Source organism: Arthrobacter sp. 01T419, from assembly GCF_056398865.1.
This window is the reverse complement of sequence record NZ_JBFTQF010000016.1, coordinates 20,411-46,596: the sequence shown is the minus strand read 5'-3', so window position 1 is coordinate 46,596 and position 26,186 is coordinate 20,411. Positions and strand designations below refer to the sequence as shown.

27 protein-coding genes and 1 riboswitch are annotated in these 26,186 nt (G+C 63.3%); of the genes, 16 read left to right on the top strand and 11 right to left on the bottom strand.

Annotated features, from left to right (window positions below; translation table 11 throughout):
• Window positions 1–7: 7 nt before the first annotated feature.
• Entirely contained in the window at window positions 8–2,677 is a 2,670-nt protein-coding gene (gene clpB / locus AC1DLO_RS19160; protein WP_476891305.1) for an ATP-dependent chaperone ClpB, read from the bottom strand.
• A 213-nt stretch (window positions 2,678–2,890) separates the two neighbouring features.
• Between clpB and AC1DLO_RS19155 the strand changes: the two genes are divergently transcribed.
• From AC1DLO_RS19155 to AC1DLO_RS19145, 3 genes are read left to right on the top strand one after another with little or no spacing between them, the layout of a single operon-like run.
• Window positions 2,891–3,358: an SRPBCC family protein gene (locus AC1DLO_RS19155; protein WP_476891304.1), complete on the top strand. Its 468-nt coding sequence runs from the start codon at window positions 2,891–2,893 to the stop codon at window positions 3,356–3,358.
• A gap of 17 nt (window positions 3,359–3,375) precedes the next feature.
• Window positions 3,376–4,245 (top strand): DUF4031 domain-containing protein, encoded by an 870-nt coding sequence (locus AC1DLO_RS19150; RefSeq protein WP_476891303.1) that lies wholly within the window; start codon window positions 3,376–3,378, stop codon window positions 4,243–4,245.
• Window positions 4,242–5,021, top strand: coding sequence for a 2-phosphosulfolactate phosphatase (locus AC1DLO_RS19145; protein ID WP_476891302.1), 780 nt, complete (start codon window positions 4,242–4,244; stop codon window positions 5,019–5,021). The genes AC1DLO_RS19150 and AC1DLO_RS19145 overlap by 4 nt, the downstream gene beginning before the upstream one ends.
• Before the next feature lie 40 nt (window positions 5,022–5,061).
• Here AC1DLO_RS19145 and AC1DLO_RS19140 read toward each other — a convergent pair whose 3' ends face one another.
• The 4 genes from AC1DLO_RS19140 to AC1DLO_RS19125 all read right to left on the bottom strand — a co-directional run bounded on the left by AC1DLO_RS19140 (window position 5,062) and on the right by AC1DLO_RS19125 (window position 8,243).
• Window positions 5,062–5,433 carry a DUF1801 domain-containing protein gene (locus AC1DLO_RS19140; RefSeq protein WP_476914568.1) on the bottom strand — a complete coding sequence of 124 codons (372 nt, stop codon included), beginning with the start codon at window positions 5,431–5,433 and terminating at the stop codon, window positions 5,062–5,064.
• Window positions 5,434–5,480: 47 nt separating this feature from the next.
• Window positions 5,481–7,217 (bottom strand): ubiquinone-dependent pyruvate dehydrogenase, encoded by a 1,737-nt coding sequence (gene poxB / locus AC1DLO_RS19135; protein WP_476891300.1) that lies wholly within the window; start codon window positions 7,215–7,217, stop codon window positions 5,481–5,483.
• Window positions 7,218–7,308: 91 nt separating this feature from the next.
• The gene (locus tag AC1DLO_RS19130; RefSeq protein ID WP_184739481.1) at window positions 7,309–7,710 is read right to left on the bottom strand and encodes a YccF domain-containing protein; all 402 of its coding nucleotides are present in this window, start codon (window positions 7,708–7,710) and stop codon (window positions 7,309–7,311) included.
• A gap of 317 nt (window positions 7,711–8,027) precedes the next feature.
• On the bottom strand, window positions 8,028–8,243 hold the full coding sequence (locus AC1DLO_RS19125) for a hypothetical protein (RefSeq protein ID WP_476891299.1): 216 nt from the start codon (window positions 8,241–8,243) through the stop codon (window positions 8,028–8,030).
• 19 nt (window positions 8,244–8,262) lie between these two features.
• Here AC1DLO_RS19125 and AC1DLO_RS19120 point away from each other — a divergent pair, with 19 nt between their 5' ends.
• Window positions 8,263–8,472 carry a hypothetical protein gene (locus AC1DLO_RS19120; protein WP_476891298.1) on the top strand — a complete coding sequence of 70 codons (210 nt, stop codon included), beginning with the start codon at window positions 8,263–8,265 and terminating at the stop codon, window positions 8,470–8,472.
• A 161-nt stretch (window positions 8,473–8,633) separates the two neighbouring features.
• On the opposite strand, the gene AC1DLO_RS19115 is transcribed toward AC1DLO_RS19120, so the two are convergent.
• The 3 genes from AC1DLO_RS19115 to AC1DLO_RS19105 form a co-directional block, all read right to left on the bottom strand.
• Entirely contained in the window at window positions 8,634–9,095 is a 462-nt protein-coding gene (locus tag AC1DLO_RS19115) for an SRPBCC family protein (RefSeq protein ID WP_476891297.1), read from the bottom strand.
• Window positions 9,092–9,442: an ArsR/SmtB family transcription factor gene (locus tag AC1DLO_RS19110; protein WP_476891296.1), complete on the bottom strand. Its 351-nt coding sequence runs from the start codon at window positions 9,440–9,442 to the stop codon at window positions 9,092–9,094. Before AC1DLO_RS19110 ends, AC1DLO_RS19115 begins: the two co-directional genes overlap by 4 nt.
• A gap of 261 nt (window positions 9,443–9,703) precedes the next feature.
• The gene (locus tag AC1DLO_RS19105) at window positions 9,704–10,300 is read right to left on the bottom strand and encodes a phosphoribosylanthranilate isomerase (RefSeq protein WP_476891295.1); all 597 of its coding nucleotides are present in this window, start codon (window positions 10,298–10,300) and stop codon (window positions 9,704–9,706) included.
• Between the two features lie 133 nt (window positions 10,301–10,433).
• Between AC1DLO_RS19105 and AC1DLO_RS19100 the strand changes: the two genes are divergently transcribed.
• The 5 genes from AC1DLO_RS19100 (at window position 10,434) to AC1DLO_RS19080 (ending at window position 13,827) form a co-directional block, all read left to right on the top strand.
• Window positions 10,434–11,099 (top strand): HutD/Ves family protein, encoded by a 666-nt coding sequence (locus AC1DLO_RS19100; RefSeq protein WP_476891294.1) that lies wholly within the window; start codon window positions 10,434–10,436, stop codon window positions 11,097–11,099.
• Window positions 11,100–11,285: 186 nt separating this feature from the next.
• Window positions 11,286–11,351: riboswitch (guanidine-III (ykkC-III) riboswitch) on the top strand.
• Between the two features lie 9 nt (window positions 11,352–11,360).
• Window positions 11,361–11,675: a DMT family transporter gene (locus tag AC1DLO_RS19095; RefSeq protein ID WP_476891293.1), complete on the top strand. Its 315-nt coding sequence runs from the start codon at window positions 11,361–11,363 to the stop codon at window positions 11,673–11,675.
• A gap of 2 nt (window positions 11,676–11,677) precedes the next feature.
• Complete coding sequence (locus tag AC1DLO_RS19090) at window positions 11,678–12,040, top strand: DMT family transporter (protein WP_476891292.1); 363 nt, start codon at window positions 11,678–11,680, stop codon at window positions 12,038–12,040.
• Between the two features lie 80 nt (window positions 12,041–12,120).
• The gene (locus AC1DLO_RS19085) at window positions 12,121–13,140 is read left to right on the top strand and encodes an aldo/keto reductase (protein ID WP_476914567.1); all 1,020 of its coding nucleotides are present in this window, start codon (window positions 12,121–12,123) and stop codon (window positions 13,138–13,140) included.
• A gap of 36 nt (window positions 13,141–13,176) precedes the next feature.
• The gene (locus AC1DLO_RS19080; RefSeq protein ID WP_476891290.1) at window positions 13,177–13,827 is read left to right on the top strand and encodes an MBL fold metallo-hydrolase; all 651 of its coding nucleotides are present in this window, start codon (window positions 13,177–13,179) and stop codon (window positions 13,825–13,827) included.
• A gap of 243 nt (window positions 13,828–14,070) precedes the next feature.
• Here AC1DLO_RS19080 and AC1DLO_RS19075 read toward each other — a convergent pair whose 3' ends face one another.
• Complete coding sequence (locus AC1DLO_RS19075) at window positions 14,071–15,804, bottom strand: DEAD/DEAH box helicase (RefSeq protein WP_476891289.1); 1,734 nt, start codon at window positions 15,802–15,804, stop codon at window positions 14,071–14,073.
• A gap of 313 nt (window positions 15,805–16,117) precedes the next feature.
• Here AC1DLO_RS19075 and AC1DLO_RS19070 point away from each other — a divergent pair, with 313 nt between their 5' ends.
• Window positions 16,118–16,792 carry an SAM-dependent methyltransferase gene (locus AC1DLO_RS19070; protein ID WP_476891288.1) on the top strand — a complete coding sequence of 225 codons (675 nt, stop codon included), beginning with the start codon at window positions 16,118–16,120 and terminating at the stop codon, window positions 16,790–16,792.
• Window positions 16,793–16,822: 30 nt separating this feature from the next.
• Here the strand turns inward: AC1DLO_RS19070 and AC1DLO_RS19065 are convergent, their stop codons facing one another.
• Window positions 16,823–17,725 (bottom strand): LysR family transcriptional regulator, encoded by a 903-nt coding sequence (locus tag AC1DLO_RS19065; RefSeq protein WP_476891287.1) that lies wholly within the window; start codon window positions 17,723–17,725, stop codon window positions 16,823–16,825.
• Between the two features lie 117 nt (window positions 17,726–17,842).
• Between AC1DLO_RS19065 and AC1DLO_RS19060 the strand changes: the two genes are divergently transcribed.
• The 6 genes from AC1DLO_RS19060 to AC1DLO_RS19035 all read left to right on the top strand — a co-directional run bounded on the left by AC1DLO_RS19060 (window position 17,843) and on the right by AC1DLO_RS19035 (window position 24,537).
• The gene (locus AC1DLO_RS19060) at window positions 17,843–19,303 is read left to right on the top strand and encodes an aldehyde dehydrogenase family protein (protein ID WP_476891286.1); all 1,461 of its coding nucleotides are present in this window, start codon (window positions 17,843–17,845) and stop codon (window positions 19,301–19,303) included.
• A 2-nt stretch (window positions 19,304–19,305) separates the two neighbouring features.
• A complete protein-coding gene (locus AC1DLO_RS19055; protein WP_476891285.1) occupies window positions 19,306–21,021 on the top strand; it encodes a hypothetical protein in 1,716 nt (571 codons plus the stop codon).
• Window positions 21,018–22,010, top strand: coding sequence for a membrane dipeptidase (locus AC1DLO_RS19050; RefSeq protein WP_476891284.1), 993 nt, complete (start codon window positions 21,018–21,020; stop codon window positions 22,008–22,010). Before AC1DLO_RS19055 ends, AC1DLO_RS19050 begins: the two co-directional genes overlap by 4 nt.
• Window positions 22,003–22,731, top strand: coding sequence for a hypothetical protein (locus AC1DLO_RS19045; RefSeq protein ID WP_476891283.1), 729 nt, complete (start codon window positions 22,003–22,005; stop codon window positions 22,729–22,731). Before AC1DLO_RS19050 ends, AC1DLO_RS19045 begins: the two co-directional genes overlap by 8 nt.
• A complete protein-coding gene (locus AC1DLO_RS19040) occupies window positions 22,728–23,108 on the top strand; it encodes a RidA family protein (protein ID WP_476891282.1) in 381 nt (126 codons plus the stop codon). Before AC1DLO_RS19045 ends, AC1DLO_RS19040 begins: the two co-directional genes overlap by 4 nt.
• Window positions 23,109–23,208: 100 nt before the next feature.
• On the top strand, window positions 23,209–24,537 hold the full coding sequence (locus AC1DLO_RS19035; RefSeq protein WP_476891281.1) for an MFS transporter: 1,329 nt from the start codon (window positions 23,209–23,211) through the stop codon (window positions 24,535–24,537).
• Window positions 24,538–24,654: 117 nt separating this feature from the next.
• On the opposite strand, the gene AC1DLO_RS19030 is transcribed toward AC1DLO_RS19035, so the two are convergent.
• Window positions 24,655–26,118 carry an MFS transporter gene (locus AC1DLO_RS19030; RefSeq protein WP_476891280.1) on the bottom strand — a complete coding sequence of 488 codons (1,464 nt, stop codon included), beginning with the start codon at window positions 26,116–26,118 and terminating at the stop codon, window positions 24,655–24,657.
• Window positions 26,119–26,186: the final 68 nt, after the last annotated feature.

Here is a 26,186-nt window from a genome sequence, read left to right as displayed (position 1 = left end):
GCTCCAGCTAGTCCTTCCGCCTCACCGTCAGGCCGCTACCTGCCGGAGCTCCGCCGTCGGGACCCGACAAAGCTTCGAGCCCTTCGATGGTGAGTTCGTCGACGTCGGCCGCGGTGTCCACCAGGACAGTGTCGCCGTCCATGATCTGTCCGGCGAGGATCTCCTTTGCCAGGCGGTCGCCTATCTCGCGTTGAACCAATCTGCGCAACGGACGCGCGCCGTAGGCGGGATCGTAACCGGACATCGCGAGCCACGCGCGGGCACCATCAGTGACCTCGAGGGTGAGCCTGCGGTCGTGCAGCCTCTTGGTCAGCTCGTCCACGTGCAACTCGACGATCCTGGCGAGTTCGTCCACGCTGAGGGCGTCGAACAGGACAATCTCATCGAGCCGGTTGAGGAACTCCGGCTTGAAGGACGCGTTGACCACGGCCATCACCGCATTTCGCTTCGCCGCGGCGTCCAAGGTTGGATCCACGAGGAACTGGCTGCCGTGGTTTGAGGTCAGCACAAGGATGGTGTTCCGGAAGTCCACCGTGCGGCCTTGGCCGTCGGTGAGGCGGCCGTCGTCGAGCACTTGCAGGAGGATGTCGAACACTTCCGGGTGGGCCTTCTCCACTTCGTCGAGCAGGATCACGGAGTACGGGCGGCGGCGGACCGCTTCCGTGAGCTGACCGCCTTCCTCGTAGCCCACGTATCCGGGAGGAGCACCGACCAGGCGGGCCACGGAATGCTTCTCCCCGTACTCGGACATGTCGATCCGCACCATGGCGCGTTCGTCATCGAAGAGGAAGTCGGCCAGGGCCTTGGCCAGTTCGGTTTTCCCGACGCCCGTGGGGCCGAGGAACAAGAAGGAACCCGTCGGGCGGTTGGGGTCACTGATGCCCGCGCGGGCGCGCCGGACGGCATCGGAAACGGCGGCCACGGCCTTGGATTGGCCGATCAGCCGCTTGCCGATCTCTTCTTCCATGTGCAGCAGCTTCTGGGACTCGCCCTGCAGCATGCGGCCTGCGGGGATTCCGGTCCAGGCGGAAATGACTTCGGCAATATCATCCGCTGTGACTTCGTCGGCAACCATCAACGCAGGTTTTGCCTCGCCCCGCGCCTCCCGGGCAGATTCCTCCTCGGCCGCGGCACTGAGCTCGCGCTCCAACGCGGGTAGCTCGCCGTACAGAATGCGCGAGGCGGCTTCAAGGTCGCCTTCGCGCTGGTATTTTTCGGCGGCCGAACGCAATTCATCGATTTTCGCTTTGAGGTCGCCGACACGGTTGAGCCCGGCCTTTTCAGATTCCCAACGGGCGTTCAATGCCGACAGGGTTTCTTGCTTGTCCGCCTTGTCCGCGCGGAGCGCTGCGAGGCGTTCCACCGAGGCGGCGTCAGTCTCTCGAGCGAGGGCCAACTCCTCCATGGTGAGACGGTCCACGGCGCGGCGGAGCTGGTCGATTTCCTCGGGAGCGGAATCGATCTCCATGCGCAACCGTGACGCCGCCTCGTCCACGAGGTCGATTGCCTTGTCCGGCAACTGGCGGCCCGAGATGTAGCGGTTGGAGAGCGTTGCGGCCGCGACCAAGGCGGAGTCCGCGATCGCTACTTTGTGGTGGGCCTCATAGCGTTCCTTGAGGCCACGGAGGATACCGATGGTGTCCTCCACGCTCGGCTCACCCACGAAGACCTGCTGGAAGCGGCGTTCCAGTGCCGGATCCTTCTCGACGTTTTCGCGGTACTCGTCCAGGGTGGTGGCACCGATGAGCCGGAGCTCGCCGCGGGCCAGCATGGGCTTGAGCATATTGCCGGCGTCCATGGCACTTTCGCCCGTGGCACCAGCGCCCACCACGGTGTGGATTTCGTCGATAAACGTGACGATCTGACCGTTGGAGTTCTTGATCTCCTCCAGCACCGCTTTCAGGCGTTCCTCGAATTCGCCGCGGTATTTGGCCCCAGCCACCATTGAAGCGAGGTCCAGCGCAATCAGGGTCTTGCCCCGCAGGCTTTCCGGGACGTCCCCGGCCACCATGCGCTGGGCGAGCCCTTCGACGACGGCGGTCTTGCCGACGCCGGGTTCCCCGATGAGCACTGGATTGTTCTTGGTACGGCGACTCAGCACCTGGACGACCCGCCGGATTTCGCTGTCCCGTCCGATCACGGGATCCAGCTTGCCGGAGCGCGCCACGGCAGTCAGGTCGGTGCCGTATTTCTCCAGCGCTTGGAAAGTATTTTCCGGGTCTTGTGAGGTGACTTTACGGTCGCCGCGGACACCCGGCAGGGCGGCGAGGAGCGCCTCATGGGAGGCACCGGCGTCGCGCAGTAGCTTTCCTACGGCGTCGCTTCCGGCAGAAAGCCCCAAAAGGAGGTGCTCGGTAGACACAAAGGAATCGCCGAGCTTTTCCGCCTCGTTCTGGGCGGCCTGAATAGCCTGCATGGACGGACGGGAAAGCTGCGCTTGCTGCACGGAACTGCCCGACGACGACGGCAGGGCCTTGATCGCCGAACTCGCCTGCACGCTTACCGCGTCCGGGTCCGCTCCGGTGGCGCGCAAAAGGGCGACGGCGACGCCCTCGCGCTGGTCCATGAGCGCCTTGAGCAGGTGGGCCGGCTCCAATTGGGGATTTCCCGCGGTGGAGGCGTTCATGGCCGCCGCGGAAAGAGCCTCCTGGCTCTTGGTGGTGAATTTGACGTCCATGGAAGAGCTCCTTTCGGGAAGATGGCTGTTTCTCAAAGTTGAGTCTACTATGCTCAACTTTGGCAAACCGGCCCTCCCGATCCATGTTTGCCGACGGCGAAACCAGTGTCCATAGTCCACCGTCGAAACGCGGGTCCGGTCCGCGCGCTGCGTGCCCGAAGGCAGCGCACGGACCGGACCCACGATCTCGCCAAACAGCCGTACGATATGCACATGGCACCCTTTACAGTCACCCGCAATGCGCTGATCGCCGCGGCTCCCGCGGACATCTTCCCCCTCGTCAACAACTTCCACGAATGGACCAAATGGTCTCCCTGGGAGGCGGTTGACCCCAAGCTGAGCCGCAGCTACTCGGGCAACGAATCCGGCGTCGGAGCAAAGTATGCCTGGAGTGGCAACAACAAGGCCGGCACCGGAACCATGGAAATCGTCGGCTCCGAGGAGCCCGGCAAGATCGATATCCGCCTGGAATTCACCAAGCCGATGAAGGCCGTCAACCCCACGGAGTTCACTTTCGTCCCCGAGGGCGAAGGCACCCGCGTCACCTGGACAATGACGGGTGAAAACAAGGGCCTCGGCAAAGTCTTCGCGCTGTTCATGAACATGGACAAGATGGTGGGCGGCGACTTCGAAAAAGGCCTGGCCTCCCTCAAAACGGCAGCCACCCAGAAGAACTCGTAGCCCGTCGGGCACAGGCCATGGCCGTCTACGTTGATCCGCCGCTGTGGCCCGCGCACGGGACGGTGTTTTCCCACCTCGTCTCGGACGCATCGCTTGAGGAACTGCATGCCTTTGCCAAGGCCGCGGGAATCCCAGAGCGTGCCTTCGACGGCGACCACTACGACGTCCCGGAGCGCCGCTACCAGGATCTCCTGTCCGCCGGAGCCATCCCCGTGGAGGCCCGCGTTCTGGTCCGCAAACTAATTGCGAGTGGTTTGCGGATCCCCGCCCGGGACCGGAGCAAAGCGCTCACTGTGCCCCTGCTGGAGCGCTGGAATTCAACGCTTCCGGGACATGAGGAGCTAGGTTTCGAGCTCCTGGAACGCTGGGGCGAAGAACACCGGAAGTATCACAGCCGCACGCATTTGTTGGCGGTCCTCGAAGCCCTGGACGTCCTCACTGACCCCGCGCTTCCCGCGCGCTCGGTAACCTTGGCCGCGTGGTTCCACGACGCTGTCTATGAGGGAATCGCCGGGCAGGATGAAGAGCAATCGGCCAAATTGGCCGAGGACCGGCTCGCCATTGCAGGCCTGCCTGAGCCGGTGATCGATGAGGTGGCCCGGCTCGTCAGGCTGACCTCGACGCACAGCCCCGCGCCGGACGATCATGCCGGCGCCCTCCTGTGCGACGCCGATCTCTCCATCCTCGGTGCGGAACCCGCGGCTTACGCCCGCTATTTGACGGCTGTCCGCGAGGATTACGCCCACGTCAGCGATGCCGACTTCGCCGCCGGCCGGTCCGCGGTGGTTCGCCAGTTGCTCGCCCTGGATCCCCTCTTCCACAGCGAACGTGCCAAGGGCCTATGGCTGGACGCCGCTCGACGCAACCTGGAGGCCGAACTGTCATGACCACGGCGGGGACGGTGCATCGGCAGCTTCCGTTCGCGGTGAGATTTGAATGGGGGCTCGACGGCGCCCGCGCCATAGCGTCCGGAGCCGATCTTGCCGTTGTGGTTGACGTCCTCTCCTTCACCACGTGCGTGAGCGTCGCCGTCGACCGCGGCGCCATGGTCTTCCCCTACCCGTGGATGGACGCGGGAGCGGAGGAATTCGCCGCCCACCAAGGTGCGCAGCTGGCCGGTCCGCGAGGCGGGGGCGGACTGAACCTCTCGCCGTCGAGCCTCCGCCGCGCGCGGGCCTTGAGCCGCGTGGTGCTGCCTTCGCCCAACGGTTCGGCCCTTGCCTACGAGCTCGCCCGGGATGTTCCGCTCATCGCGGCCGTGTCACTGCGCAATGCGGCCGCCACCGCGGATTGGGTGGCGGCCGAGCTGTCCCCTGACGCCGTCGTGGCGGTGATCGCGGCCGGTGAGCGATGGCCCGGCGGTTCGCTCCGGCCCGCTGTGGAGGATCAGATCGGGGCCGGCGCCATCATTGCCGGGCTCGCGGCGGCGGGCCGGGGCGGCTTCACTCCGGAGGACGGCAGGGAGGGCTTCTCGCCGGAGGCCGAGGCCGCCATGGCAGTTTTCAACGCTGCCGAGCCCAGGCTCCGCGAAGCCCTGCAAGGCTGCTCTAGCGGCCGGGAGTTGATCGGCGCAGGGTACGCCGACGACGTCGAGATCGCCGCCGAACTCGACGCCGGGCTCGCTGTCGCCCTGTTGAGGGACGGTGCGTTTCGGCGACCCTGAGCGCTCATCAAGGCCCGGAGGACCCCGTGACCCCTCGCGGCTAGCCCTTATCCTTGATCCAACCCAGGATCACGGCTTCGAGCGCCGGCTTCTTCGCTTCGAAATCGGCGTCGTCCACAAACCGCGCAACGCGGGAGACTTCGCCGTCGCCCTCCAACAGGCCCAGCTCATCCGCGAGCGATGCACCCTGGTGGAACATCAGGGTGACATTTTTCTTTGATCGCGGGAAGAATGAGGCAATGTTTCCCTTGTAAATGAAGGTGGGCGCCTGCCATTTGATGGCTTCGGACAAGCGCGGGTCTACGCCGAGGATGAATTCCCTGATTTGGGCGAGCAATTGGCGGTGCGGGTTGTCGTACTGCTGAAGCCAGGTGTCCACTTCCGGATTTCGATTGCCCATGGCAGTAACCATAAGCCTCCTCGGCTGCGAGCGGCCCCGGGAGAGTAACTCGCGTCCGCTCAGAAAATCTGGCGGATGTTGGTCTTCGCGAGATCGATGAGCTGGTCGCCACGGCCGGAGAGGACGGTACGGATCGCGTACAGCGTGAAGCCCTTGACCTGTTCGGCGCTGATGGCCGGCGGAATGGACAGTTCCTGCCGGGCAGTGCGGACATCGATGAGGGCGGGACCGTCGTGTGCGAGGGCTTCCGCGAGTCCCTCTTTCAGCCCGGACGAGTTGTCCACGCGGAAACCGCGGATTCCCAGGGATTCAGCGAGTTTGGCGAAATCCGGGTTCTCCAAGTCCGTGCCGTAATTGACGAAGCCTGCGGCCTTCATTTCGAGCTCCACGAAGTTCAGCGAGGAGTTGTTGAAGACCACCACTTTGACGGGGAGCTTGTTCTGCACCAAGGTGATCAGCTCGCCCAGCAGCATGGTCAGGCCGCCGTCGCCGGCCAGGGCCACCACCTGGCGCCCGGGGTACGCTGCGGCCGCGCCGATTCCATGCGATAGGGCATTGGCCATGGTTCCGTGGTTGAACGAGCCGAGCAGCCGGCGTCGGCCGTTCATGGTCAGATAGCGGGCGGCCCACACCGTGGGGGATCCGACGTCGCACGTGAAAACGGCATCCGGGGCCGCCAACTCATCCACCAACCTGCCGACGAACTGCGGATGAATGGGCTGGCCATCCTTGGCCGGAGTGGCCAGGTCATCGAGTTTGGCGCGCGACTTGGCGTAGTGCTTGAGCGAAGCACTCAGGTGTGTTCTCTTCGCCTTGCGCTCGATCAAAGGCAGCAGGGACGCCGCAGTGTCCTTGACCGTGCCCACGAGTCCAAGGTCAATCCGGGCGCGCCTGCCGAGCTGCTCGCCCCTGATATCCACCTGGATGATCTTGGCGTTCTCCGGGTAGAACTGCTGGTACGGAAAATCGGTGCCCAGCATGAGCAAGGCCTCGCAGCTTTCCATCGCGCGGTAGCCGGAACTGAAGCCCAAAAGACCGGTCATGCCGACGTCGAAAGGGTTGTCGTATTCGATGTGTTCCTTGCCGCGCATCGCGTGGACGATGGGCGCCCCCAACGCGTCCGCCAACGCCATGACCTCCGCGTGCGCACCCGCGGTGCCGGCGCCGGCGAGGATAGTGACTTTGGCGGCCGCGTTGAGAATGTCTGCTGCCTCTGCGAGCTCCTGGCTGTTGGGCCGGATCTCGGGCCTGGCGGCCCGGATCACCGCGGTCCTGTTGCTCTGCGCCTCCGCGAGGGCAACGTCGCCCGGAACCACGACGACGGCGACGCCTCGCTTCTCGACCGCGGTCCGCATGGCGATTTCCAAGACCCTGGGCATCTGGGAAGGATGGGCGACGTGCTCGACGTAGACGCTGCATTCCCGGAACAGCTCCTGGGGATGCGTCTCCTGGAAGTACTGGCTGCCAATCTCTTCACTGGGAATGTGCGCGGCGATGGCCAACACGGGAACCCTGGACTTGTTGGCATCGTAAAGCCCGTTGATCAGGTGCAAGTTGCCAGGGCCGCAGGATCCGGCGCACACTGCCAGTTCATCGGTCAGCCCTGCCTCGGCCGCAGCCGCCAGCGCAGCGGCTTCCTCATGCCTGACGTGAACCCAGCGGATGCTGCCTTCTTCCCTGAGCGCGTCCGTGAATCCATTCAGCGAATCTCCGGGGATCCCGTAGACGCGCTGGACGTTGTTGGCTTTGAGGGTGGCGACGATGTTCTTGGCAACAGTGTTCCTGGCGGCGGACATGGACTGTTCCTTTCGAGGGGAGGCAGTGCAGACACGGCCTACGCTACTCCGGAACAGTCCATGGCGCCTGATGCCCGACGCGCCGGTAGGGCTAGCGGTAGGTGCTGACGAACGGGCGGTTGCTAGGCACGATCTGCTTGCCTAGCGGCATGAGCGATACCGGGATGAGCTTCAGGTTGGCGATGGCCAGCGGGATCCCGATGATGGTGATGGCCATGGCGAAGGCCGTCACCACGTGCCCGATCGCGATCCAGATACCCGCGACCAGCAACCAGATGACGTTGCCTAGGAGCGGGAAGATGCCTCCCCCGCCGGGCTTTTCGATGATTGTGCGTCCGAACGGCCACAACGTGTACGAGGCAATCCGGAATGACGCGATGCCCCACGGGATGGTGACGATCAACAAGCAACAAACAATTCCGGCCATGAAATATCCCAAGGCCAGGACGAAGCCACCGCAGACGAGCCAGATGATGTTGAGCAGCGTTTTCATATCTTCCATTGTCCCTTGGAGGTCGCGTCCGGGGCCTAGGGGTTCGCCCTGAGATCCCCCTGATCTTCCGATCCCCGCTCACTTATGTGCCCCTTTTGCCGGGCGCTCACTCACATATGTGGGCAAGCGGCGGCGCCCTCCTGCAGATGAAGATCTGCAGGAGGGCGCCTAATTTTCGGCCCAAAAGTGAGCGAGCGTTGCACCGCCGGGTTTCCCCGCAGCGCTCGCTCACTTATGTCGCCTTTTTTCGCGGACGCTCGCTCACTTATGTGAGCTCCAAAGCCCGGCCAGCGCCCGCGGGGGCTGCGGGCTACCGATTACTTGCAGTTAGCGCTCAGCCAAGCCGTGACGGGAGCCATCGCTTTTTCGAACTTGCCGCTTGAGTAGACCGTTTGGTCTTTCAAACCTGCAATCGCAGTGTCCTTCAAGTTGGTGAAATCGGCTTTGAGACCTTCGGGGACGCGCTCTGCCGTGGCGGTGAGTTCGGCCTTGTATTGCTCCAGCTCGGCGGTCTTTCCCTGCGCCGCAGACATTGGCAGCAACGAAGCTCCCGTGGCTTCTTTTGAGATGGTGGAGCACATTTCGGCTGCCGAAGCGAAGCCCCCAAAGGGCCCCGACGACGGAGTCGGGCTTGCGGATGCGGAATCACCCACAGAAGGGGGCGACGGCGTGCCCGCCGAGGCGGTGCCTGCCTGCGATGAGCAGCCAGACAATGCCAAAGCGGCAAAAAAGGCGATTGTCAGGTATCGGATAGGGCCGTAAAGAGGTTGAGCAAGGATTTTCAAAGGTCGCATTCTGCTTGATCGTCTGCCTCCGGAACCGTTCCGTCCCCGGAGGCAATGGCATTCTGTCCCCGCCGTGGAGTGTAGCCCGAATGGCCCCCGACCTTCCAAGTTGACTTCGGGCGCCTTCAGCCAGCTTCCTTATGCCCGCACCAGCAAAGTGTCCAGCTTGGTGAACGAGGTGCCCCACCCCTCACGGGTCATGTCCACCCATTCATCAGAGTCGAAGGGGCCCTGGGTGAGGTGAAGTCGCGTCCGACTGCCATCCAGTACCTCGAACTCGAGGCGCATTTCCAGCAAGAGCGTGATCCCGGCGTCGGGCTCTGCTTTCTGGGTGGCGACCAGCAGGGCGGGCGGGTCATAAGCGGTGATAACGGCGTCGATGGGTGATTCCTTCGCGGTGCCGTCCTCATCCCAGGTCATGACGAGCTGCCATACACCACCCACCCTGGGTTCGACGACAATCCGGTTGCGCGGCGAATCAACACCTACAGGCCCGAACCAGGCCGCGAGCTGATCGGGGTCCATGAAGGCCTCGAAGACGAGTTCGCGTGGGGCATCGAACTCGCGGGTCATGGTGAGAATGTGCTGTTCCGTGTTCATTGCTTGACTCCTGGATCCTTTGAATCGTGCTGAATCTTGCGTAAGTGGGCATCGAGGCGGATAAAGCTGGCATCCCAGAACCGCCTGTACTTGTCCATCCATTCAGTGGCTTCGCGCAGTGGTTCCACTTCCAATTTGGAAGACCTCCATTGTGCATTCCGGCTCCGGCTGATCAGCCCTGCGGTTTCCAGGACTTTGAGGTGCCGCGAGACCGCGGGAAGGCTGATGTCGAACGGTTCGGCAAGCTCGTTCACAGTGGCTTCACCCTCCGACAGCCGAGCCAGGATGGCCCTTCGGGTGGGGTCGGCCAGTGCCGAGAAGATGAGACTGAGCCGATCTGTGGACATCGTTGGCGCTTTCGTATTTAACCATTCGGCTAATTAGCTGGTGTGTTAAATATGCGACGCCGGACGGCGGCTGTCAAGAGATTCTTGCGACGCCCGCTCACATCATCTGCAGGAGGGTCACGCCAAAAAGGCGGCAAAGGTGAGCGAGCGTTTGTGGAAAAGGCGCCAAAGGTGCAGGGGCGTTTGTGGAAAAGGCGCCAAAGATGCAGGAGCGTTTGTGGAAAAGGCGCCAAAGGTGCAGGAGCGTTTGTGGGTGGGCCCTTAGGCTTTGGCGGCCTTGACGAAGGCACGCACCAGGTCGAGGTCCTTCACGCCGCGGGACGACTCCACGCCGCTGGACACGTCGACGCCCCAGGCTTCAGCTTCATGCGCTGCGGTACCAACGTTGGACGGGGTCAACCCACCAGCCAACAACCAACGGCGCCCACCCAGGCCCAGTTTCCGGACCGAGGAATAGTCCCAGGTCTCCCCCGAGCCGGGCACCGCGGCGTCGATCAGGAGCAGTTCCTCGCCCCATTCGTCGAACTCCCCCGGCGCGGCACCCATGGTGACGGCCCTGATCAGCCGCATGCCGGCGTCGTGCACAGTCTTGACGTCTTCCGGCGAGCGGCTTCCGTGCAGCTGGACCCATTCGAGACCGGCCTCGCGGGCGGTTGCGACGGCGTCGACGGCGGCCTCGTGGCGGAAAACTCCGACGGCGGCGACACCTTCCGGCACATGGATCAGCAAGTCTCGGGCACGATCGGGCGATACCTCGCGCGGGCTCTTCGTCAGCACGAAACCCACGGCATCTGTGCCGGACTCGACGGCGGCTTGCACGGACTCAGGCGTGCTCAAGCCACACACTTTAACGAACATTCCGCGCCTCCAGCCCTTTATCTCACTACGACGTTAGCAAGCGCCTCCGGGATTGTTGAACCGCGCCAAGGTTGCGCCGATGTTACGTGGGCGTTGCCCAGGCTAACGGCGGGCTCGGGCTAGGCTGGAGCATATGGAGATCATCCGTTTTGCCGAGCTCAGACCTGAACCGTGGCGCAACGGCGGCGGGGTGACCCGCGAACTGGCCAGCCATCCGAAAGCGGCATCCGCCCAGGACGGAGCGTGGGATTGGCGCGTGAGTATCGCCGACGTCGGATCGGCCGGCGATTTCTCGACGTTCCCGGGCATGGAGCGGGTGATCACGGTGATCGACGGCGAGTTGCTGCTGCTCACGGTGGACGGCGAAGAGCACCCGCTGGAAAAGTACCGGCCGTTCCGGTTCTCGGGCGAGGCGGACTCTTCCAGTGCGCTTCCTACGGGCGACATCCGGGACCTCAACGTGATCGCCCGGGCCGGCGAATTCAAGGGCTACACGTCCATCATCGAGCTCTCCAAGAAGCGCGCACACCCGGTGTTCGACGGGCAGATGGCCGTTCTGTTGGAGGGCAAGGCTTCTGTCACGCCTGGTGCTTCGGTCGCACCCGGTGCGGAGCCGGCGGAAACGGCGGAGCCAGCGGACAGCTCGGACGGTGAAGCCGCCGCGGTGCCGACCGTCGAGCCAGTCGAACTCAACCGCTACGACGCGGTAGTAGGTTCGGACACCCGCAGCCCGGAAATCCTGGGCCGTGGATTCCTGGCTGTCATCTCCATCGACCGCGTGGAGCATGCGCACTCCTAGGTCTGAGCACTGGACATAATGCCAACATGCGCATTCGCTGAGCCCACCACTGGACATGTCCCTCATGGTGTCCGCAATATGTCCACTCGCCGAGCCACACGTTGGACATGTCCATCATGTGAGGCTCGCCACGGGTGAGGCTCGCCACCAAAGCTGGCCACCCGACGTCGGGCTTGCTAGCCTCGAAGGAAGGCCCGCACAGGGACCTCCGGACGACGGTTCAGTACCCGGCACGCGACAAGACTGGCCAAAGGATCTGTCATGTCGTGGTTAATCCTCATCCTGTCCGGCGCGCTCGAGGCCGTCTGGGCCGCAGCTCTCCACCGTTCCAACGGCTTCCGCAAACCTCTGCCCTCCGCCCTCTTCGTCGTAACAGTGATTGCGAGCACCGCAGGCCTGGCCTTCGCGATGCAGTCCATCCCCACCGGAACCGCGTATGCGGTGTGGGTGGGAGTCGGCGTCGTTCTCACAGCGGCTTACGCAATGATCACCAAAGTCGAACGCCCGACGGCGGCCCGGCTGCTGCTGCTCTCTGGGATCGGTGTGTGCGTGGTCGGCTTGAAGGTAGTGGCGTAGCGATGGCAGCCAAGTTTGCATGGGCCATTTTGCTGGCTTCCGCCGTACTCGAAGCGGTGTGGGCGACGGCCCTCGGCCTGTCCGACGGATTCAGCCAAGCCGTCCCCACCGTGGTCTTCGCTGTGACTGCGACCCTCAGCATGATCGGCCTCGGCATCGCGGTGAAGCGCATTCCCCTCGGCACGGCCTACGCCGCCTGGGTGGGGATCGGGGCTGCGCTGACCGTCGGCTGGGCGATGGCAACCGGCGTCGAACCGGCCAGCCCGCTCAAGTTGCTGTTCATTGCCGGGATCGTGGGTTGCGCGGCCGGGCTGAAGGCCCTTCCCACTGAAGCGGTGGAAGTAGCCGAGCCGGCCCGGCCATAAGCACACGGCAAGCGGAATACTCCCCCGCCCCGCGGAGTTGCCAGCAATGAGACGAACACTCGGCGAAGGAGAACCACACCATGACCCCGGAAACCATGAACGTGCAACTCGGCGATGGCCTGACCGTGAGCCCCCTCGGCTTCGGCGGGATGGCGCTGACTCCCGTGTATGGCGAGGTGGACCCCGCCGAATCCCTCAAGACGCTGCACCACGCCGTGGATGCCGGCATCAGCTTCGTTGACACCGCTGACATTTACGGCGCCGGCGACAACGAGGAACTGATCGCGAAGCTCCTGAAGGACCGGCGCGACGAGATCCAGTTGGCCACTAAGTTCGGAATCGTGGGCAACCCGCGCGACGGCTATACCGATGTCCGCGGAGACGCCGCCTACGTGGCCGAAGCGGCGGAAGCGAGCCTCCGCCGCCTCGGCACCGACGTCATCGACCTCTACTACATGCACCGCCGTGACCTCCGCGTTCCGATTGTGGAAACCGTGGAGGCCATGGCGGAACTTGTCCGGGCAGGCAAGGTCCGGCACCTGGGCCTGTCAGAGGTGACAGCCGAGGAGCTGAGGGAAGCCAACGCCGTGCACCCGATCGCCGCCGTGCAGAGCGAGTGGTCCATCTGGAGCCGGGACGTTGAGCGCAACGTCGTCCCGACCGCGGCAGAGCTAGGTGTGGGCTTTGTACCGTATTCGCCGCTTGGCCGGGGGTTCCTGACCGGGACCGTTAGCGCCGAGCAACTTGGAGACAACGACTTCCGGCACCGCATCCCCCGATTTGCCGACGGAGCCCTCGACGCGAACCAAGCGGTTGTTGCCGCGGTTCGCTCCGTGGCCGCGGAGCTGTCCGAAAGCACTGGCCGGCATGCAACTCCCGCCCAGGTAGCTTTGGCCTGGCTTTTCGCCCAGGGCCGCCGCCTCCAGCTCAGCGTGGTCCCCATCCCCGGCACGCGCAAGGCGCACCGGATCGATGAAAACCTGGGCGCCTTGTCGCTTGAGTTGAGTGCCGCCCAACTGGACGCGCTCGACGGCGCCGCGGACGCCGTCGTCGGCTCACGGTCCGCGGATCCCACCTGGGTTTCGCAAGGCCGCGAATAGCCGGTTAGCCGCAGACTGCTTCCGTAGAGTGGACCAATGGACTCACTCATTCATTCACTGCGTGACATCACCGTCCGGAGAATCTCGGTCAGCGAGATGGACAACAACGTGTACTTGCTCACCGCCAAGGCAAGCGGCGCGCAGCTCCTGATCGATGCCGCGGACGACCTTCCGGCCATCCAACAGATGATCGAAGACTCGGCCGCGGACACCACCGCCACGCCGAAGCTGGCCCTGATCGCGACGACCCACCAGCACTGGGACCACGTCCGGGCGCTTCCCGGGTTGGTGGAAGCCACGGGCGCGAAGACCTCGGCCGGTGTGGACGACGCCAATGCGCTGCCGGTGCCCGTTGATGTGCAGCTGCATCATGGCGATGTGGGCAACTTCGACGGTTTCGACATCACCGCGGTGCACTTGCGCGGCCACACCCCGGGTTCAATTGCCTACGTGTACCGAGACCCGGAAGGGCCAACGCACATTTTCAGTGGCGACTCGTTGTTCCCCGGAGGCGTTGGCAACACCCAAGGCGATGCCTCGCGATTCACGTCGCTGTTGAACGACGTGACCGAACGGCTGTTCGAGGCATACCCGGACGACACCGTGGTGCATCCGGGCCATGGAGATCCGACGACACTCGGTGCAGAACGGCCACACCTTGCAGAATGGCGCGAGCGCGGCTGGTAGACCCCATCTGGACATGCCCATTCTTTGAGCCCACGAGTGGACATATCAGGAATATGTCCACTCCTTGCTACCCACGCTGAGCATGTCCTGCTGGGTACCTGGCGGGCGGACAATGCGCATGCCCATTCTTTGAACCTAGGAGTGGACATATCAGGAATATGTCCACTCCTTGCTACCCACGCTGAGCATGTCCAGTCCTTGTCGCCAAGGCTGGGCATGTCCCCCGGAGCGCCGGGAATGAAATTAGCGGCCGCGGCGCTCGTTCGACGCCGGAGCCGAGGCACGGCGCGGGCCGCTGCGGGCCGGACGGCCCGAACCCGAGTTGCCTGAACCGGAGCCGTACGAGCCACCGGAGTTGCCACCCGTGTTCGAGGACCAGACAGCCTTGTTGCCAGTGCTGCGCGTGGACGTGGCGGATTCCGTGCGCGGAGCCGACGCCGAGCGGTTAGCTCCAGAGGCACGCTGACCGGTCGCCGGACGACCGCTGCGACTACTCTGCGCACCCTGACCACGTGCACCCGGAACGTCATTGCGGTGAGTGGAGGCGGCGTTGCCGCGACCACGCGAGCTGCGGGCGACGTCGTCGTTCGCAGCAGCGCGGCGCTCCGCACGGTTGATGTCGGTGCGCACCGGCTCGGCCGAAACCTTGCCACGCCCACCGCGACCACCACGGCCACCCGCAGTGGGTGCAGCCTGGGTGGTGCGGCGGTTGCGCTTGCGCTGGGCGTTGGCACCGGTGGAGGTACCGCCGCCCGGCTGCTGGGTCTTCGCCGCGAGCAATGCCGCACGAGTGCGCGGGTCAACCTTGTCGGCGACCTCGCCCACCAGCTCGGCAACCAACGGGGAGTTGGCCGTGACGCGCTCGAACGAGACGTCGACGCCGGCGGCCTTCATGAGCTTCTTGACATCGGACTGCTGCTCGGGCAGCGTCAACGTGACCACGGTGCCGTCCGAACCTGCGCGGGCAGTACGGCCGGAGCGGTGCAGGTAAGCCTTGTGCTCTGTGGGCGGGTCCACGTGGATGACGAGTTCGACGTCGTCGACGTGCACGCCGCGGGCGGCGACGTCGGTGGCCACCAGGACCCGGACCTCGCCACTTGAGAACTCGGCGAGGTTGCGGTCGCGGGCGTTCTGCGACAGGTTGCCGTGGAGATCGACGGCGGGGATGCCGCAATCGGTCAGCGTCTTGGCGAGCTTGCGGGCGTGGTGCTTGGTCCGCATGAAGAGGACACGACGGCCGGCGCCGGAGGCAAGCTCCACGATCAGTTGCTTCTTGACGGTCTGGTCGTTGACCACCAGGACGTGGTGCTCCATGGTGGTGACCGCGGCCTGGGGGTCGTCCACGGAGTGGGTCAGCGGGTTGGACAGGTAACGGTTGACCAGCTTGTCAACACCGTTGTCCAGCGTCGCGGAGAAGAGCAGGCGCTGTCCCTGGGTGGGGGTCATGTCCATGAGCTTCTTGACCACGGGGAGGAAGCCGAGATCGGCCATGTGGTCGGCCTCGTCCAGCACGGTGATCTCGACGGCTTCGAGCGTGAGGATGCGCTGGCGGATGAGGTCCTCAAGGCGGCCCGGGCAGGCGATGACAATGTCGACGCCGGCGCGCAGCGCCTTTTCCTGGCGGGCCTGGGAGATACCGCCGTAGATGACCGTAGTGTTCAGGCCCATGGCCTTGGCCAGCGGCTCGATGGTGGCGTTGATCTGGGTGGCCAGCTCGCGGGTCGGTGCGAGGACCAGGCCCATCGGGCGGCCGGGCTTGCGGAAGTGCTTGGCTTCGCGCTCGGCGAGACGTGCCACGAGCGGGATAGCGAATGCGATGGTCTTACCGGAGCCGGTGCGGCCACGGCCCAGGACGTCGCGGCCTGCGAGCGTATCCGGAAGGGTCTTGACCTGAATGGGGAAAGCTTCTTCGATGCCATCTGCAGCGAGGGACTCGGCGATGGCCTTGGGCGTGCCAAGGGCAGCAAAAGTAGTCATGTGTTTCAAGGGTCTTTCTGGCGGTGTCCAACGGACATCGTCCCCCGACGCCGGTTGGGCCAAGGGTTCGCCGAGGAAAAAGTCAGTGATCGACCGGTGGGCAATAAGCCGTGGCCGGGACCAGAGAAAACGCGTTCATCGACGCAGGATGTGCCTCTCACATGAAAAAAGCCCACTAGCCAAATTTGGAACTAAGCGGGCATCACTGCACATCAAGTAAATCCATTCTAGCATCCGCGAACAGGCCGCCTTTCCACGGGGGCCTTTTCGCCGGCCGTTGCCTCACAGGGGCACGTCAAGGCAGGCTTGAGCCATGACGCACCAGCACGACGGCGGAGCCCACCTTCACAGCGAAACCCACGACGACGGCGGCGCAGCGCAGTTTTGGGACGAGGTGTACCGGGAAAAGGCGAAGAGGTGGAGCGGGAATCCCAACCCCCAGCTGATCGCGGAAGCCACAGGTTTGGCGCCTGGCACCGCGCTGGACCTCGGCTGCGGGGAGGGCGCGGACGCTATCTGGCTCGCCCAGCATGGCTGGACGGTGACCGCCCTGGATGTCTCCGCCGTCGCGCTTGAACGGGCAACAGCCCATGCCGCCGACGTCGGGCTACAGGACCGGATCATTTGGCTGCAACGGGACTTCGCCTCGTGGCACCCGGAAGAGGGCTTCGACCTGGTGTCTTCACAGTTCCTTCATTCGCCGATTCTTCCGTGGCGCGATTCCCTCGCCTCGGCTGCAGCATCCGTTGCTCCCGGCGGGGCTTTGCTGGTGGTGGGGCATCATCCGGATGGCCTGACTCCGTGGAGCGGGCACAAGGACATGAAGGACAAGTTCTTCACCCCTGAGGATCTGGTGGAGGCGCTCACGCGCGGCCCCGGCTCGTGGCGGATCAACGTCGCCGATTCCCGGGAACGCGTCGTCACCGGTCCGGAGGGCCAACAGGCCACCACCATCGACAGCGTGCTCCGGGCCACCCGAAGTCACTGAGAGCGCCGTCGCCCGCGGCGTCCCGCCGCGTCAGCGCGCCGTGACTGGCGGACCCAACGTCTCCAAGCAGGCATCCCTGGCCTTGGCCACGAGCAGTGAGTCAGACATGTCGGCGCTGTAAATGAGGCTGACCCTTGACACCGCGTTGCTGTCATCGATGTTGATGTACGCCAGTCCGGGGATGACAAAGGCGCGAAGGGACTCGGGAACAACAGCGATACCCAGATGGGCGGCTACCAGGCCAAGGATGGTGGGGAACTGGACTGCTTCCTGAACGATATCGAACTCCACGTCCACGGCATGGAAGAGCGCGGAAATGTGATCGAAAAGCCGCGAGATACGGCCCCTTGGGAATGCAATGAATTTTTCCCCCTTCAACTGTTCCAGCCGGACCGATTCGCGGGTGGCGAGCGGGTGATCGGTGGCAACAGCCACAATCAGCCGCTCATTCTGCAAGAGAGTCGCACTAATATCCGGGGCCGCTCCCACTTCCCTGGCGATCCCGACGTCCAGGGCTCCGGTGGCAATGAGCTCAATCTGCGAATCGGTTGTCTCCTCGCGCAACTCAAGGTCAATTCCGGGCCATCGTGAGCGGAGTTGCCGAACCACCGGAGGCACGGCCGAGATGGCGGCCGACGAGACGAAACCCAGCCGAAGCCGCCCTATTTCTCCTTCCCGCGCCTGCCGTAGGGCTGAAGTCATGGCTCCGTACTGGGCCAGAACTTTACGGGCATGTTTGAGGAGAAGTTCGCCGTCGGTGGTGAGCTGCACGTTTCGAGAGTTGCGCACGAATAGCTGGACTTTACATTCGTCTTCGAGCTTACGGATCTGCTGGCTCAGTGGCGGTTGGGCCATGTGCAGCCTTTCAGCCGCCCGGTTGAAGTGCAGCTCTTCCGCGACCGCGACGAAAAGTTCCAGACGTCGAAGATTCATAAATCAAGACTAAATGCATATCGATCATAGTCAAATGAATACTTCAATGAACGGGCTTGCCGGACTACCGTTGATCGTGAGGACAATCACAGATCTAGACGCGATAGAGGTTTACAGATGCCCGTAATAACCAAGACCGCCAGCAGCTATATCGATGGCATCTGGGTGGAAGGCGACGCCGAACTTGTGACCCGGTTCAATCCCGCGGCGCCGGACGAGGCGGTCACTACGTACCGCCAGGCCGGATCCGCACAGCTTGATCAGGCCATCCGGGCAGCCTCTGCCGCAGGCCCCGCGTGGGACTCGCTGGGCATCTTGGCTCGCGGAAAAGTCCTTTCCGCGGTGGCCGGGCTAATCCGTGAACGGGCCGAGGAGATTGCCCAAGCCATGACTGCCGAACACGGCAAGACACTCGCTGAATCCCGGGTGGAAGTCGAAGCTTCCGCCGACACCTTCGACTATCACGCCGGATCTTCACGGAACCCGATTGGCACCGAATACCCTTCCAGCAACCCCGACGAACGAATCATGACGATCCGCCGTCCGCTCGGGATTGTGGCTGTGATTACTCCGTGGAACTTCCCATTGCAGATCCCGGCGTGGAAAATCGCTCCGGCGCTGCTGCATGGCAATACCGTGGTGTGGAAATCTGCCAGCCACACCCCCGGCGTCTCCATTCTGCTCATGGAAATTCTTGCCTCCGCCGGGTTGCCGGCCGGCGTTGTCAACCTTTTGCTTGGCCCTGGCTCCCTCGGCTCCGAGCTAGTGTCCCATCCCAGGGTTGCCGGTGTGACCTTCACGGGCTCCGTTCCCGTTGGCCATCACATCCGCGAGATTGTCTGCGGCCGAGGCGCAAAACTCCAGATGGAGTTGGGAGGACACAACGCTGCGCTCGTCCTTCCAGACGCAGATGTCGAACTGGCCGCCACCAGCGTCGTCAACGCAGCCATGGGTTCGACGGGGCAAAAGTGCACCGCCACGCGTCGAGTGATCCTGGTAGGGGGCGGACACGAGGCATTTCTCGAGCGAGTGACAGGCATGGTCCGCGCCCTGGTCCTTGGCCCGGGCACTGACCCCGTAGTGCAAATCGGCCCCGCGGTATCCGGAGTGGCCCGCGACGAGATCATGGCTGCAATAGACCAAGCCGCCGCCGAAGGCGCCGAGATACTTGCCCAAGCCAAACTTCCCCTCGACGGAGGAAACTATGTTCCTCCCACCGTCTTGTCCGGACCCGATTCCCTGACAATATGCCGCGAAGAGGTCTTCGGCCCCGTTGTCACCATTCTCCGTGCAGGCACTCTCGCGGAGGCCATCGAGTTGGCGAATAGCACCCCATTCGGACTGACCGCCGCAGTTTTTACTAGTGACGAGCGGGCCGCCCGGCTCTGTGTGGCCAAGCTCGAAGCGGGTCTGGTCAAAGTCAATGCCCCCTCAACCGGTTCAGAGCTGCACGCGCCCTTCGGAGGCTTGAAAGACTCGACATTCGCCGGTCCTCGGGAACAGAACGCCGAGGCAGCGGCAGCCTTCTTCACCCACGAGAAAACCGCGTACCTGCGCCTGGCACCGGAGAGGGCATGATCATGACTCTCCAGGATGAGCGCATCACGAACGAATTGCGGCCACCGCACAAGGTACTGTCCGGCAACGACATGAATGGCGCCTGGGCTACCAGACACAGCTTTGCCCGCACGATGCTCCGCCGGGCGGCCGACCGGCGGTGGACTGTTAGAAAGGTCCACCTTGATTTCGATGGCCAAGGTCGTGGAACGGCCATCTACACACTAGATGCCGAAGGAACGCGGCTGAGCTTCATCGCATTTTCGCGCACCCTTGACGAAAGTGAGCGCACCGACCGGGTGATCGCCGAAGCCTGGGACGTCACGGCCGCACTCGTGGAGGGAGACCTCACTCCGGAACGTGAAGAGATCCTCCGCTGCAACGTGCCGATCCAAGAACGTGGACGGTTCGATGCCGACACGATCATCCTGACCCGGGCGAACCGCAGTGAGCGCTTCTTCGACTATGTCAGCGACTGCCTGGCACGAGGGCAGCAGCCCGACCCAGAGAAGATCGGTCCAAGCCCCTACTTGATCCGTAGTACGGCGTTCTACGGAAACGGGAAATTCGGACTCAAGGAATTCGCCGACATCCCGGACGACCATCCCTTGGCTGTCCCCTACAGGTCCCAGATGCTCGCTGCTTGGCTGCTTCGAGAACTCAGTATGGACATGGTCGAACACGTCGCCCGCGCCAAGGCGAGCGAAGCTGGCGGTCAGGCGGCAGGGCTTGACAAGTCATGGTCGCGGTACTTGGGACTGGGCAACGCCACGGGCCTGGGCATGGTCCCGTTCGTCATCAACCACCCTCGATACCTAGACGCTTGGTGCCGGCTGCGCGAGACCCCCCTCGCAACGAGTCTCTCCCGCACATATGCTCCGGAGCACGCAGATTTGAAGCGCGTCGCGGATCTACTGGACCAAGCGGACCGGCACCTCGCCGAAAAGAGCCAACTTAACACCGCACCCTTCCTGGATACCTCCCGGCTCCGGCCCCAACTGCGCATATTGCTGGCAGATCTTCGGTCATTCATCGGCTCGTCAGCAGCGCCAGAGCCAGTGCTCGCCCGCCTACACGAGAAAGCGTCGCAGCTTGGCACGGAAGCCAGGGGAATCTTCGCCTCCATAGCGATCGAACTTCGCTCCGATTTCGATGAAGAAGCGGAAGCACTACTGAAGGTGCCGGGTCTCGAACCGTTCGACGCCTCCATGCGGTGTGATGAACTTCAGCGCCTTTTGGACACAAACTACGGCTGGATCCATGGCTTTGACTTCACGGCCCCCGAGCGGACGGACTATTGCTGGTTTTCTTCCGAGGCCAACGAGGAGCCTCGTCGTGGACTACGGGCCGAGCAACACCCCGAAACAGTGGAACACTGCACAGACATCGCGCGTCGGATCAGTAACATGACATCCGACTTGGAGCGCTTTCCCGCCCACTCCAGTCTTGCGGAATTCCTGAGGGCGTATCCGCACCATCGGTTCGCTGCAGCGCGCGCACAGCAAACGCGAGATCACCTCTACGCCGAGCTTCAAGACAACCTCCTGGATTCACAATTCCTCCCTTTGAGCACCCAGCGTTTCCAGTTGGCCACCTATGGAATGAACAACTTCAGTCCCCAATCAACTGACTGGCTACGAGTCACACTGTTCAGCGGAGCCCCACGGGTAGCAGACATTAATCATGGAGACGCCGATGACCTGCTCTTCCCTCTAGCCCCAGAAGGGTCTCAGCCATGAGCCTTCACGAGCAAGCCACCGTTGTTGACGGGCTCCAGATCAGCAATTGGAGCCGCCCCGTCCTGGAAGAACTACGGACTGGAGGTGTCAGCGCCGTCAACGCCACGTGCGCGGTATGGGAAAACGCCGCGGACACGCTGAGGTCTATCGGCCAATGGCTCGAACTCGTCAACCAAAATCCTGACCTCGTCTTCCTGGCCACGAACAGCGCCGATATTGACATCGCTAAAAACCAAAACAGGATCGCCGTGTTCCTTGGCTTCCAAAACACCAGCCCGTTCGAGGACGACTACCGTTACGTTGAAGTTTTCCACCGGCTTGGAGTCCGGATAGCCCAGCTGACTTATAACAACCAAAATCTCGTCGGAGGCGGATGCTTCGAGACCGAAGACACTGGCTTGACCCGCTACGGTCGGGTGATCGTCGAGGAGATGAACCGTGTAGGCATGCTGATAGACCTCTCCCACGTCGGATACCGGACCAGCCGGGATGCCATCGATACATCTTCGAGCCCCGTCGCCATCACCCACTCCAATCCGCTCTGGTTTTTCGACACCCCTCGCAACAAACCTGATGACGTGATCCAGGCACTCGTTGACCGCGGCGGTGTCATCGGCTGCTGCCTCTACCCCACAGTCAGCGGTGGACAACACGTCACTGTAGGGAGTTTCTGCGCAATGGTCTCAGCCATGGTGGATCAATATGGGCCCTCGCACATCGGAATCGGCAGTGACTGCGTCCGCGGTTGGGAACACGAGTTCGTCGGCTGGCTGCGGAACGGCCGATGGCAACCAACACACCCGCAGGACTCGCCCATCTGGCCCCAATGGCCGGCGTGGTTCAACGGCCCGTCAGACTTCCCTCGGCTGACGGACGGGCTCGTCGCCGCCGGCCTCGGCGATCAAACCATTTCGGCAGTTCTTGGTGGGAACTGGAGCCGCCTATTCCGCGAAGTCATGGATACGAAAAAGGAACCAGCACATGTCTGATAGCCCCGCCGCGGCCCGACCCGAAACTTTCGTTCTCATACAGCCTCGGGAAATAAAGGAAGCGATCTTCCGTGCCCTCTGTTCGGTCGGAGCAGACCCCTTCGAAGCGCAGGAAGGCGCCCTCGCGGTCCTTCGTGCTGAGGCATACGATCACGTTGGGCTGAATCTGGTGCCGCAACTTTTGGAACCGGCGTGGGCTAGTAGCCAGCTCCCTTCCAGGGTCGCATCGATCGAGCGGGCCGGCATGCGGGTCCAGGAACTCAGATGTCCCGGGCAACCCGCGTTGCGGACGATGATTGAACTGATCGAACTTGCGTGCGACGGCCTAGACGAGCGCACCTCAATTGCCTATACCGTCGGGCCTTGCCTCCCCGGCCAGCTGTGGAACGAAATCCTGCTCCGCCAGAGCGCAAGGCTGCAGCGCCGGATGGTCATGGTCAACGTCGAGGCTACCCCTGGCTCGGAAATCGCTATCCAGACGTCTGTACGCAGCGTGGACACCGCGACCGTGACCGTCGGGTCGGGCCTTTCCTCCGCCATTGCTGCCGCAATCCCGGCGGACCTACTGACCCCTGGCGTCACCCTCATCGCCATCCTGCAAGATCCCGTTCAAACCGGAACAGCACTGCAGCCTGTTCCTCCCAAACCCGTGAAAGTGCGAGAAGAAGAATGGATGAAAGTCACCCTGTCCGCCCGGAAGTTCCTGGTGCCGGACTCATGAGTACCATCACTCTGGCCCAGTTCACCGATGGCAAAGCCCGCCCCTATGCGGCATCGGCCACAGTCAACGGCATTGTCTTCATCTGTGGCCAGGTGCCAACGCGTCCCGACGGGTCTTGTTCCCCAGGGATCACAGGGCAGGTCATGCAGGCTTTCGACAACCTCGAACTAGCCCTCGCCGCTGCCCAATCCAACCTGTCCAGTCTCGTCAAACTCACCGTCTATCTGGCGGACTTGGACGAATTTGAAGAATACAACGCCGCCTACCTCACCCGGCTCAGCGGCCACTCCCTGCCTCCGCGGACAACCGTACAAGTAGCCCGGTTCCGAGGCGAGAAACGCATCGAGATCGATGCAATCGCAGCCGTCACAGCGTAACCGTCCAGCGGTCACGGATCTATTGGGTTATCAACGTAGCTTTCCCTCTGTTCAGATCGGATCCATCATGCTCTCTCCAGCCCCAGCCCCGACCTCTCAAATGACCATCGATTCAGCGCCACTGAATTCCTTCCATAAGCGATTGACCCTTTTCAGCTCAGGAGGGCCCTTCCTCGACGGATACATCCTGGCCATCATTGGTATCGCCCTGGTGCAAATCATCCCCAGCTGGCATATGAACGACTGGTGGAACGGCCTCATCGGGGCCTCGGCCTTGATCGGGGTCTTCCTCGGCGGTCTTGTCTTCGGAAACATCACCGACAAAATCGGCCGCAAACTCATGTACACCATCGACCTGGTCGCGATCATCGTGTTTTCGATCGCCCAGTTCTTCGTCCAGGAGCCCTGGCAGCTTTTTGTCCTTCGGCTCCTCATCGGAATTGCGGTCGGGGCCGACTACCCGATTGCCACCGCGCTCGTCGCGGAATTCGTGCCCAAGAACTGGCGGGCTCGCCTCTTGGGCGGCTTGAACGCCATGTGGTTTGTCGGCGCAACAGTTGCGGCATTTGTCGGGTACTGGCTTTTGTCCCTCGAGGGCGGCTGGCGCTGGATGCTTCTTTCTTCCGCAGTACCCGCCGTGCTGATCCTCATCGCCCGTGCAACCATTCCGGAATCCCCTCACTGGCTGGTCGGTAAAGGACGCCATGAGGAAGCACTGAACATATTGCGCAAGACGATTGGCGACGGGGCCACCCTGGACGGGATCACGGCCCATGACCCCAACGCGGCCAAACTCAGCACCAAAAAGGCCTTCGGCCTTGTCCTCAGCGGCGGTTATCTGTACCGGGTCATCTTCATCTCCATCTTCTGGACGTGCACCATCGTCACCCTGTTCTCCATCTACGCCTTCGGTCCACAGATCCTGGCACTCTTCAATCTCCAGTCCGGCGATGAAGCGAACATCGGATACGGGTTGATAAATCTTTTCTTCCTCGTTGGCAACATCGTTGCCCTCCTGGTTGTAGACAAGCTGGGCCGGCGGCCAGTACTGATCTGGGGATTCGTCCTGTCAGGTGTAGGCCTGATGTTCTTGGCGGTCTTCCCCAACGCTCCACTCGCATTGATCGCGCTCGCGTTCGCTTTCTACGCAATCTTCAACGGTGGCCCATCCATCCTTGAGTGGATCTACCCCAACGAGCTGTTTCCGACCAAGGTCCGGGCCACCGCTGTGGGCCTGTGCACCGGCACCAGCCGCGTCGGTGCCGCAGTCGGAACCTTTGCCACTCCCCTGGCGCTGACTCACTTGGGACTCGCGGGCACAATGTGGATTGCCGCGGGAATCGCCCTCATTGGAGCAGCCGCCAGCTACTTCATGGCCCCCGAAACCAAGGGCCAGAACCTTGAGGAGGCTGCGGCGCTCCAGGCCTAGAAATGCCGACCTGAAAAGACCAGCAGCTGCGGTGGCAGCCTCCCTCATCCGGGCGGCTGCCGCCCCCGTCACCTCCCCGTGACGGTGAGAAAAATCAAAGCCCTTCCGTTGAGGAGCTTAGGCCCGCACGTCGTCCGCTTCGTCGGCGGGGCGCGCCTCGGCGGACCTTGCACCTTCCGCGCTTTCCGCTCCCAAAGGCCGCCCGCCGGCAACGCGCGGCGCAATGATGAGTCCGACGACGGCGATCCCCGCCGTCAGTGCGAAGACCCCGGCGAAAGTGGCCGCCGTCGTCGTGAGCGCGCTGAAGACGAGTCCCGTCACGGCGAGCGAGAGGGCGCCTCCCAGGGAATCGGCGATGGACATTGCCGAACTGTTGAAGCCCTGGTCCTCTGGCTTGGAGAGAGCCAGGGTCATGACGCTCAGGCGCGGGTACATCAGGCCCATGCCGGCTCCCGCGAAGAGCCAACCGGCAATCGCCACGCCGGCGGGCCAGGCGAACACTGTAGTCACGAGGACAACGGCGATCGCACCGAGCACCAACACCGAACCGATCCGGACCGCCAGGGCATTGCCAAGCCGGGAACCCAGCCGCCCTTGGACGCCGGAGGCCCCCGCCCAGGCGAGCGCCGATCCGGTCAAGGCGAGCCCGGCGAACGCTGGCGTGAAGGAGTATCGATCCGTGAGAAGGTACGGCACGTAGACCTCGGCGCCGAAGAAGGCCGCGGAGGCGAATCCGCGCATCAGGATGACGCTCGGCAGTCCGCGGCCCGCTCGGAGCGTCCCGCGGGGGACCAAAGGCCGCACCGACAGCATCGCGATGAAGAGCGCGACGGCGGCGATCACCCAACCCACCGCAGGCACCTGTCCGGACAGGTTCAGGCCGAGGACCGCAAGGGCCGCGAGCGCAGCCCATCCCATGCGGCCGAACGACCAGGGAACGTCTTTGGCTTCGGACTTTGGAGTGTGTGTGGCGGCTCCGTCGGAGCCTTCCGTCGATCGCATGCCCCGCATGGCGGGCAGGATCATAGCCAACGCCGGAACCACCAGGCCCACGACGCCCAGGAAAACCCAGTGCCAGCTGCTCAACTGGGCGACGACGCCAGCGGCGAAAGGACCGATCATCGATGGAATGACCCAGGCCGCCGAGAACGCTGCAAAGACCTGGGCGTGCAGCCTGGCGGGGTAGACCCTGGCAATCACCACGTAGAGCGCGACTGTCATGGCCCCGCCGCCAAGGCCTTGGACGAGCCGGCCAGCCACGAGCATCGGCATGGAAACCGCGGTACCAGCGATGAGCAGTCCTGCTGCGAACAGGGCCACGGAAGCGTACAACGGGGCAGCCGGACCGCGTCGGTCCGCCCAGTTCCCTGCTACTACCATCCCGATCACGCCCGTGGCGAGAGGCCCGGCGAAGGCCAACGCGTAGAGCCCGGCGCCATTCAGTTCACGGCTGACCAGCGGCATGATGGTGGTCACCGCCATCGATTCGAAGGCGGCAAGGAACACCAGGGCGCATGAACCTACCGTGGCCAAAAGGTAGGGGCGTTGGAGTATGCCCGCTGATGCGTCGTCGCTTGTCATCATCCCAGCCTAGAAGCCCAAACGAGTTTGGGGCCACGAACCCAACGCACGACGCACCTGACTCACTG

Excerpts from the sequence above, each read along its gene's own strand:
- AC1DLO_RS19030 (WP_476891280.1), bottom strand. The coding sequence starts at position 26,118 with ATGACAAGCGACGACGCATCAGCGGGCATACTCCAACGCCCCTACCTT.
- poxB (WP_476891300.1), bottom strand. The coding sequence starts at position 7,217 with ATGTCCGCCGCCAGGAACACTGTTGCCAAGAACATCGTCGCCACCCTC.
- AC1DLO_RS19080 (WP_476891290.1), top strand. The coding sequence starts at position 13,177 with ATGGACTCACTCATTCATTCACTGCGTGACATCACCGTCCGGAGAATC.
- AC1DLO_RS19145 (WP_476891302.1), top strand. The coding sequence starts at position 4,242 with ATGACCACGGCGGGGACGGTGCATCGGCAGCTTCCGTTCGCGGTGAGA.
- AC1DLO_RS19095 (WP_476891293.1), top strand. The coding sequence starts at position 11,361 with ATGTCGTGGTTAATCCTCATCCTGTCCGGCGCGCTCGAGGCCGTCTGG.
- AC1DLO_RS19130 (WP_184739481.1), bottom strand. The coding sequence starts at position 7,710 with ATGAAAACGCTGCTCAACATCATCTGGCTCGTCTGCGGTGGCTTCGTC.
- AC1DLO_RS19050 (WP_476891284.1), top strand. The coding sequence starts at position 21,018 with ATGAGCCTTCACGAGCAAGCCACCGTTGTTGACGGGCTCCAGATCAGC.
- AC1DLO_RS19140 (WP_476914568.1), bottom strand. The coding sequence starts at position 5,433 with ATGGTTACTGCCATGGGCAATCGAAATCCGGAAGTGGACACCTGGCTT.
- AC1DLO_RS19090 (WP_476891292.1), top strand. The coding sequence starts at position 11,678 with ATGGCAGCCAAGTTTGCATGGGCCATTTTGCTGGCTTCCGCCGTACTC.
- AC1DLO_RS19150 (WP_476891303.1), top strand. The coding sequence starts at position 3,376 with ATGGCCGTCTACGTTGATCCGCCGCTGTGGCCCGCGCACGGGACGGTG.
- AC1DLO_RS19070 (WP_476891288.1), top strand. The coding sequence starts at position 16,118 with ATGACGCACCAGCACGACGGCGGAGCCCACCTTCACAGCGAAACCCAC.
- AC1DLO_RS19155 (WP_476891304.1), top strand. The coding sequence starts at position 2,891 with ATGGCACCCTTTACAGTCACCCGCAATGCGCTGATCGCCGCGGCTCCC.
- AC1DLO_RS19105 (WP_476891295.1), bottom strand. The coding sequence starts at position 10,300 with ATGTTCGTTAAAGTGTGTGGCTTGAGCACGCCTGAGTCCGTGCAAGCC.
- AC1DLO_RS19060 (WP_476891286.1), top strand. The coding sequence starts at position 17,843 with ATGCCCGTAATAACCAAGACCGCCAGCAGCTATATCGATGGCATCTGG.
- AC1DLO_RS19035 (WP_476891281.1), top strand. The coding sequence starts at position 23,209 with ATGACCATCGATTCAGCGCCACTGAATTCCTTCCATAAGCGATTGACC.
- AC1DLO_RS19075 (WP_476891289.1), bottom strand. The coding sequence starts at position 15,804 with ATGACTACTTTTGCTGCCCTTGGCACGCCCAAGGCCATCGCCGAGTCC.
- AC1DLO_RS19125 (WP_476891299.1), bottom strand. The coding sequence starts at position 8,243 with ATGTCTGCGGCGCAGGGAAAGACCGCCGAGCTGGAGCAATACAAGGCC.
- AC1DLO_RS19085 (WP_476914567.1), top strand. The coding sequence starts at position 12,121 with ATGACCCCGGAAACCATGAACGTGCAACTCGGCGATGGCCTGACCGTG.
- clpB (WP_476891305.1), bottom strand. The coding sequence starts at position 2,677 with ATGGACGTCAAATTCACCACCAAGAGCCAGGAGGCTCTTTCCGCGGCG.
- AC1DLO_RS19115 (WP_476891297.1), bottom strand. The coding sequence starts at position 9,095 with ATGAACACGGAACAGCACATTCTCACCATGACCCGCGAGTTCGATGCC.
- AC1DLO_RS19045 (WP_476891283.1), top strand. The coding sequence starts at position 22,003 with ATGTCTGATAGCCCCGCCGCGGCCCGACCCGAAACTTTCGTTCTCATA.
- AC1DLO_RS19110 (WP_476891296.1), bottom strand. The coding sequence starts at position 9,442 with ATGTCCACAGATCGGCTCAGTCTCATCTTCTCGGCACTGGCCGACCCC.
- AC1DLO_RS19100 (WP_476891294.1), top strand. The coding sequence starts at position 10,434 with ATGGAGATCATCCGTTTTGCCGAGCTCAGACCTGAACCGTGGCGCAAC.
- AC1DLO_RS19065 (WP_476891287.1), bottom strand. The coding sequence starts at position 17,725 with ATGAATCTTCGACGTCTGGAACTTTTCGTCGCGGTCGCGGAAGAGCTG.
- AC1DLO_RS19040 (WP_476891282.1), top strand. The coding sequence starts at position 22,728 with ATGAGTACCATCACTCTGGCCCAGTTCACCGATGGCAAAGCCCGCCCC.
- AC1DLO_RS19055 (WP_476891285.1), top strand. The coding sequence starts at position 19,306 with ATGACTCTCCAGGATGAGCGCATCACGAACGAATTGCGGCCACCGCAC.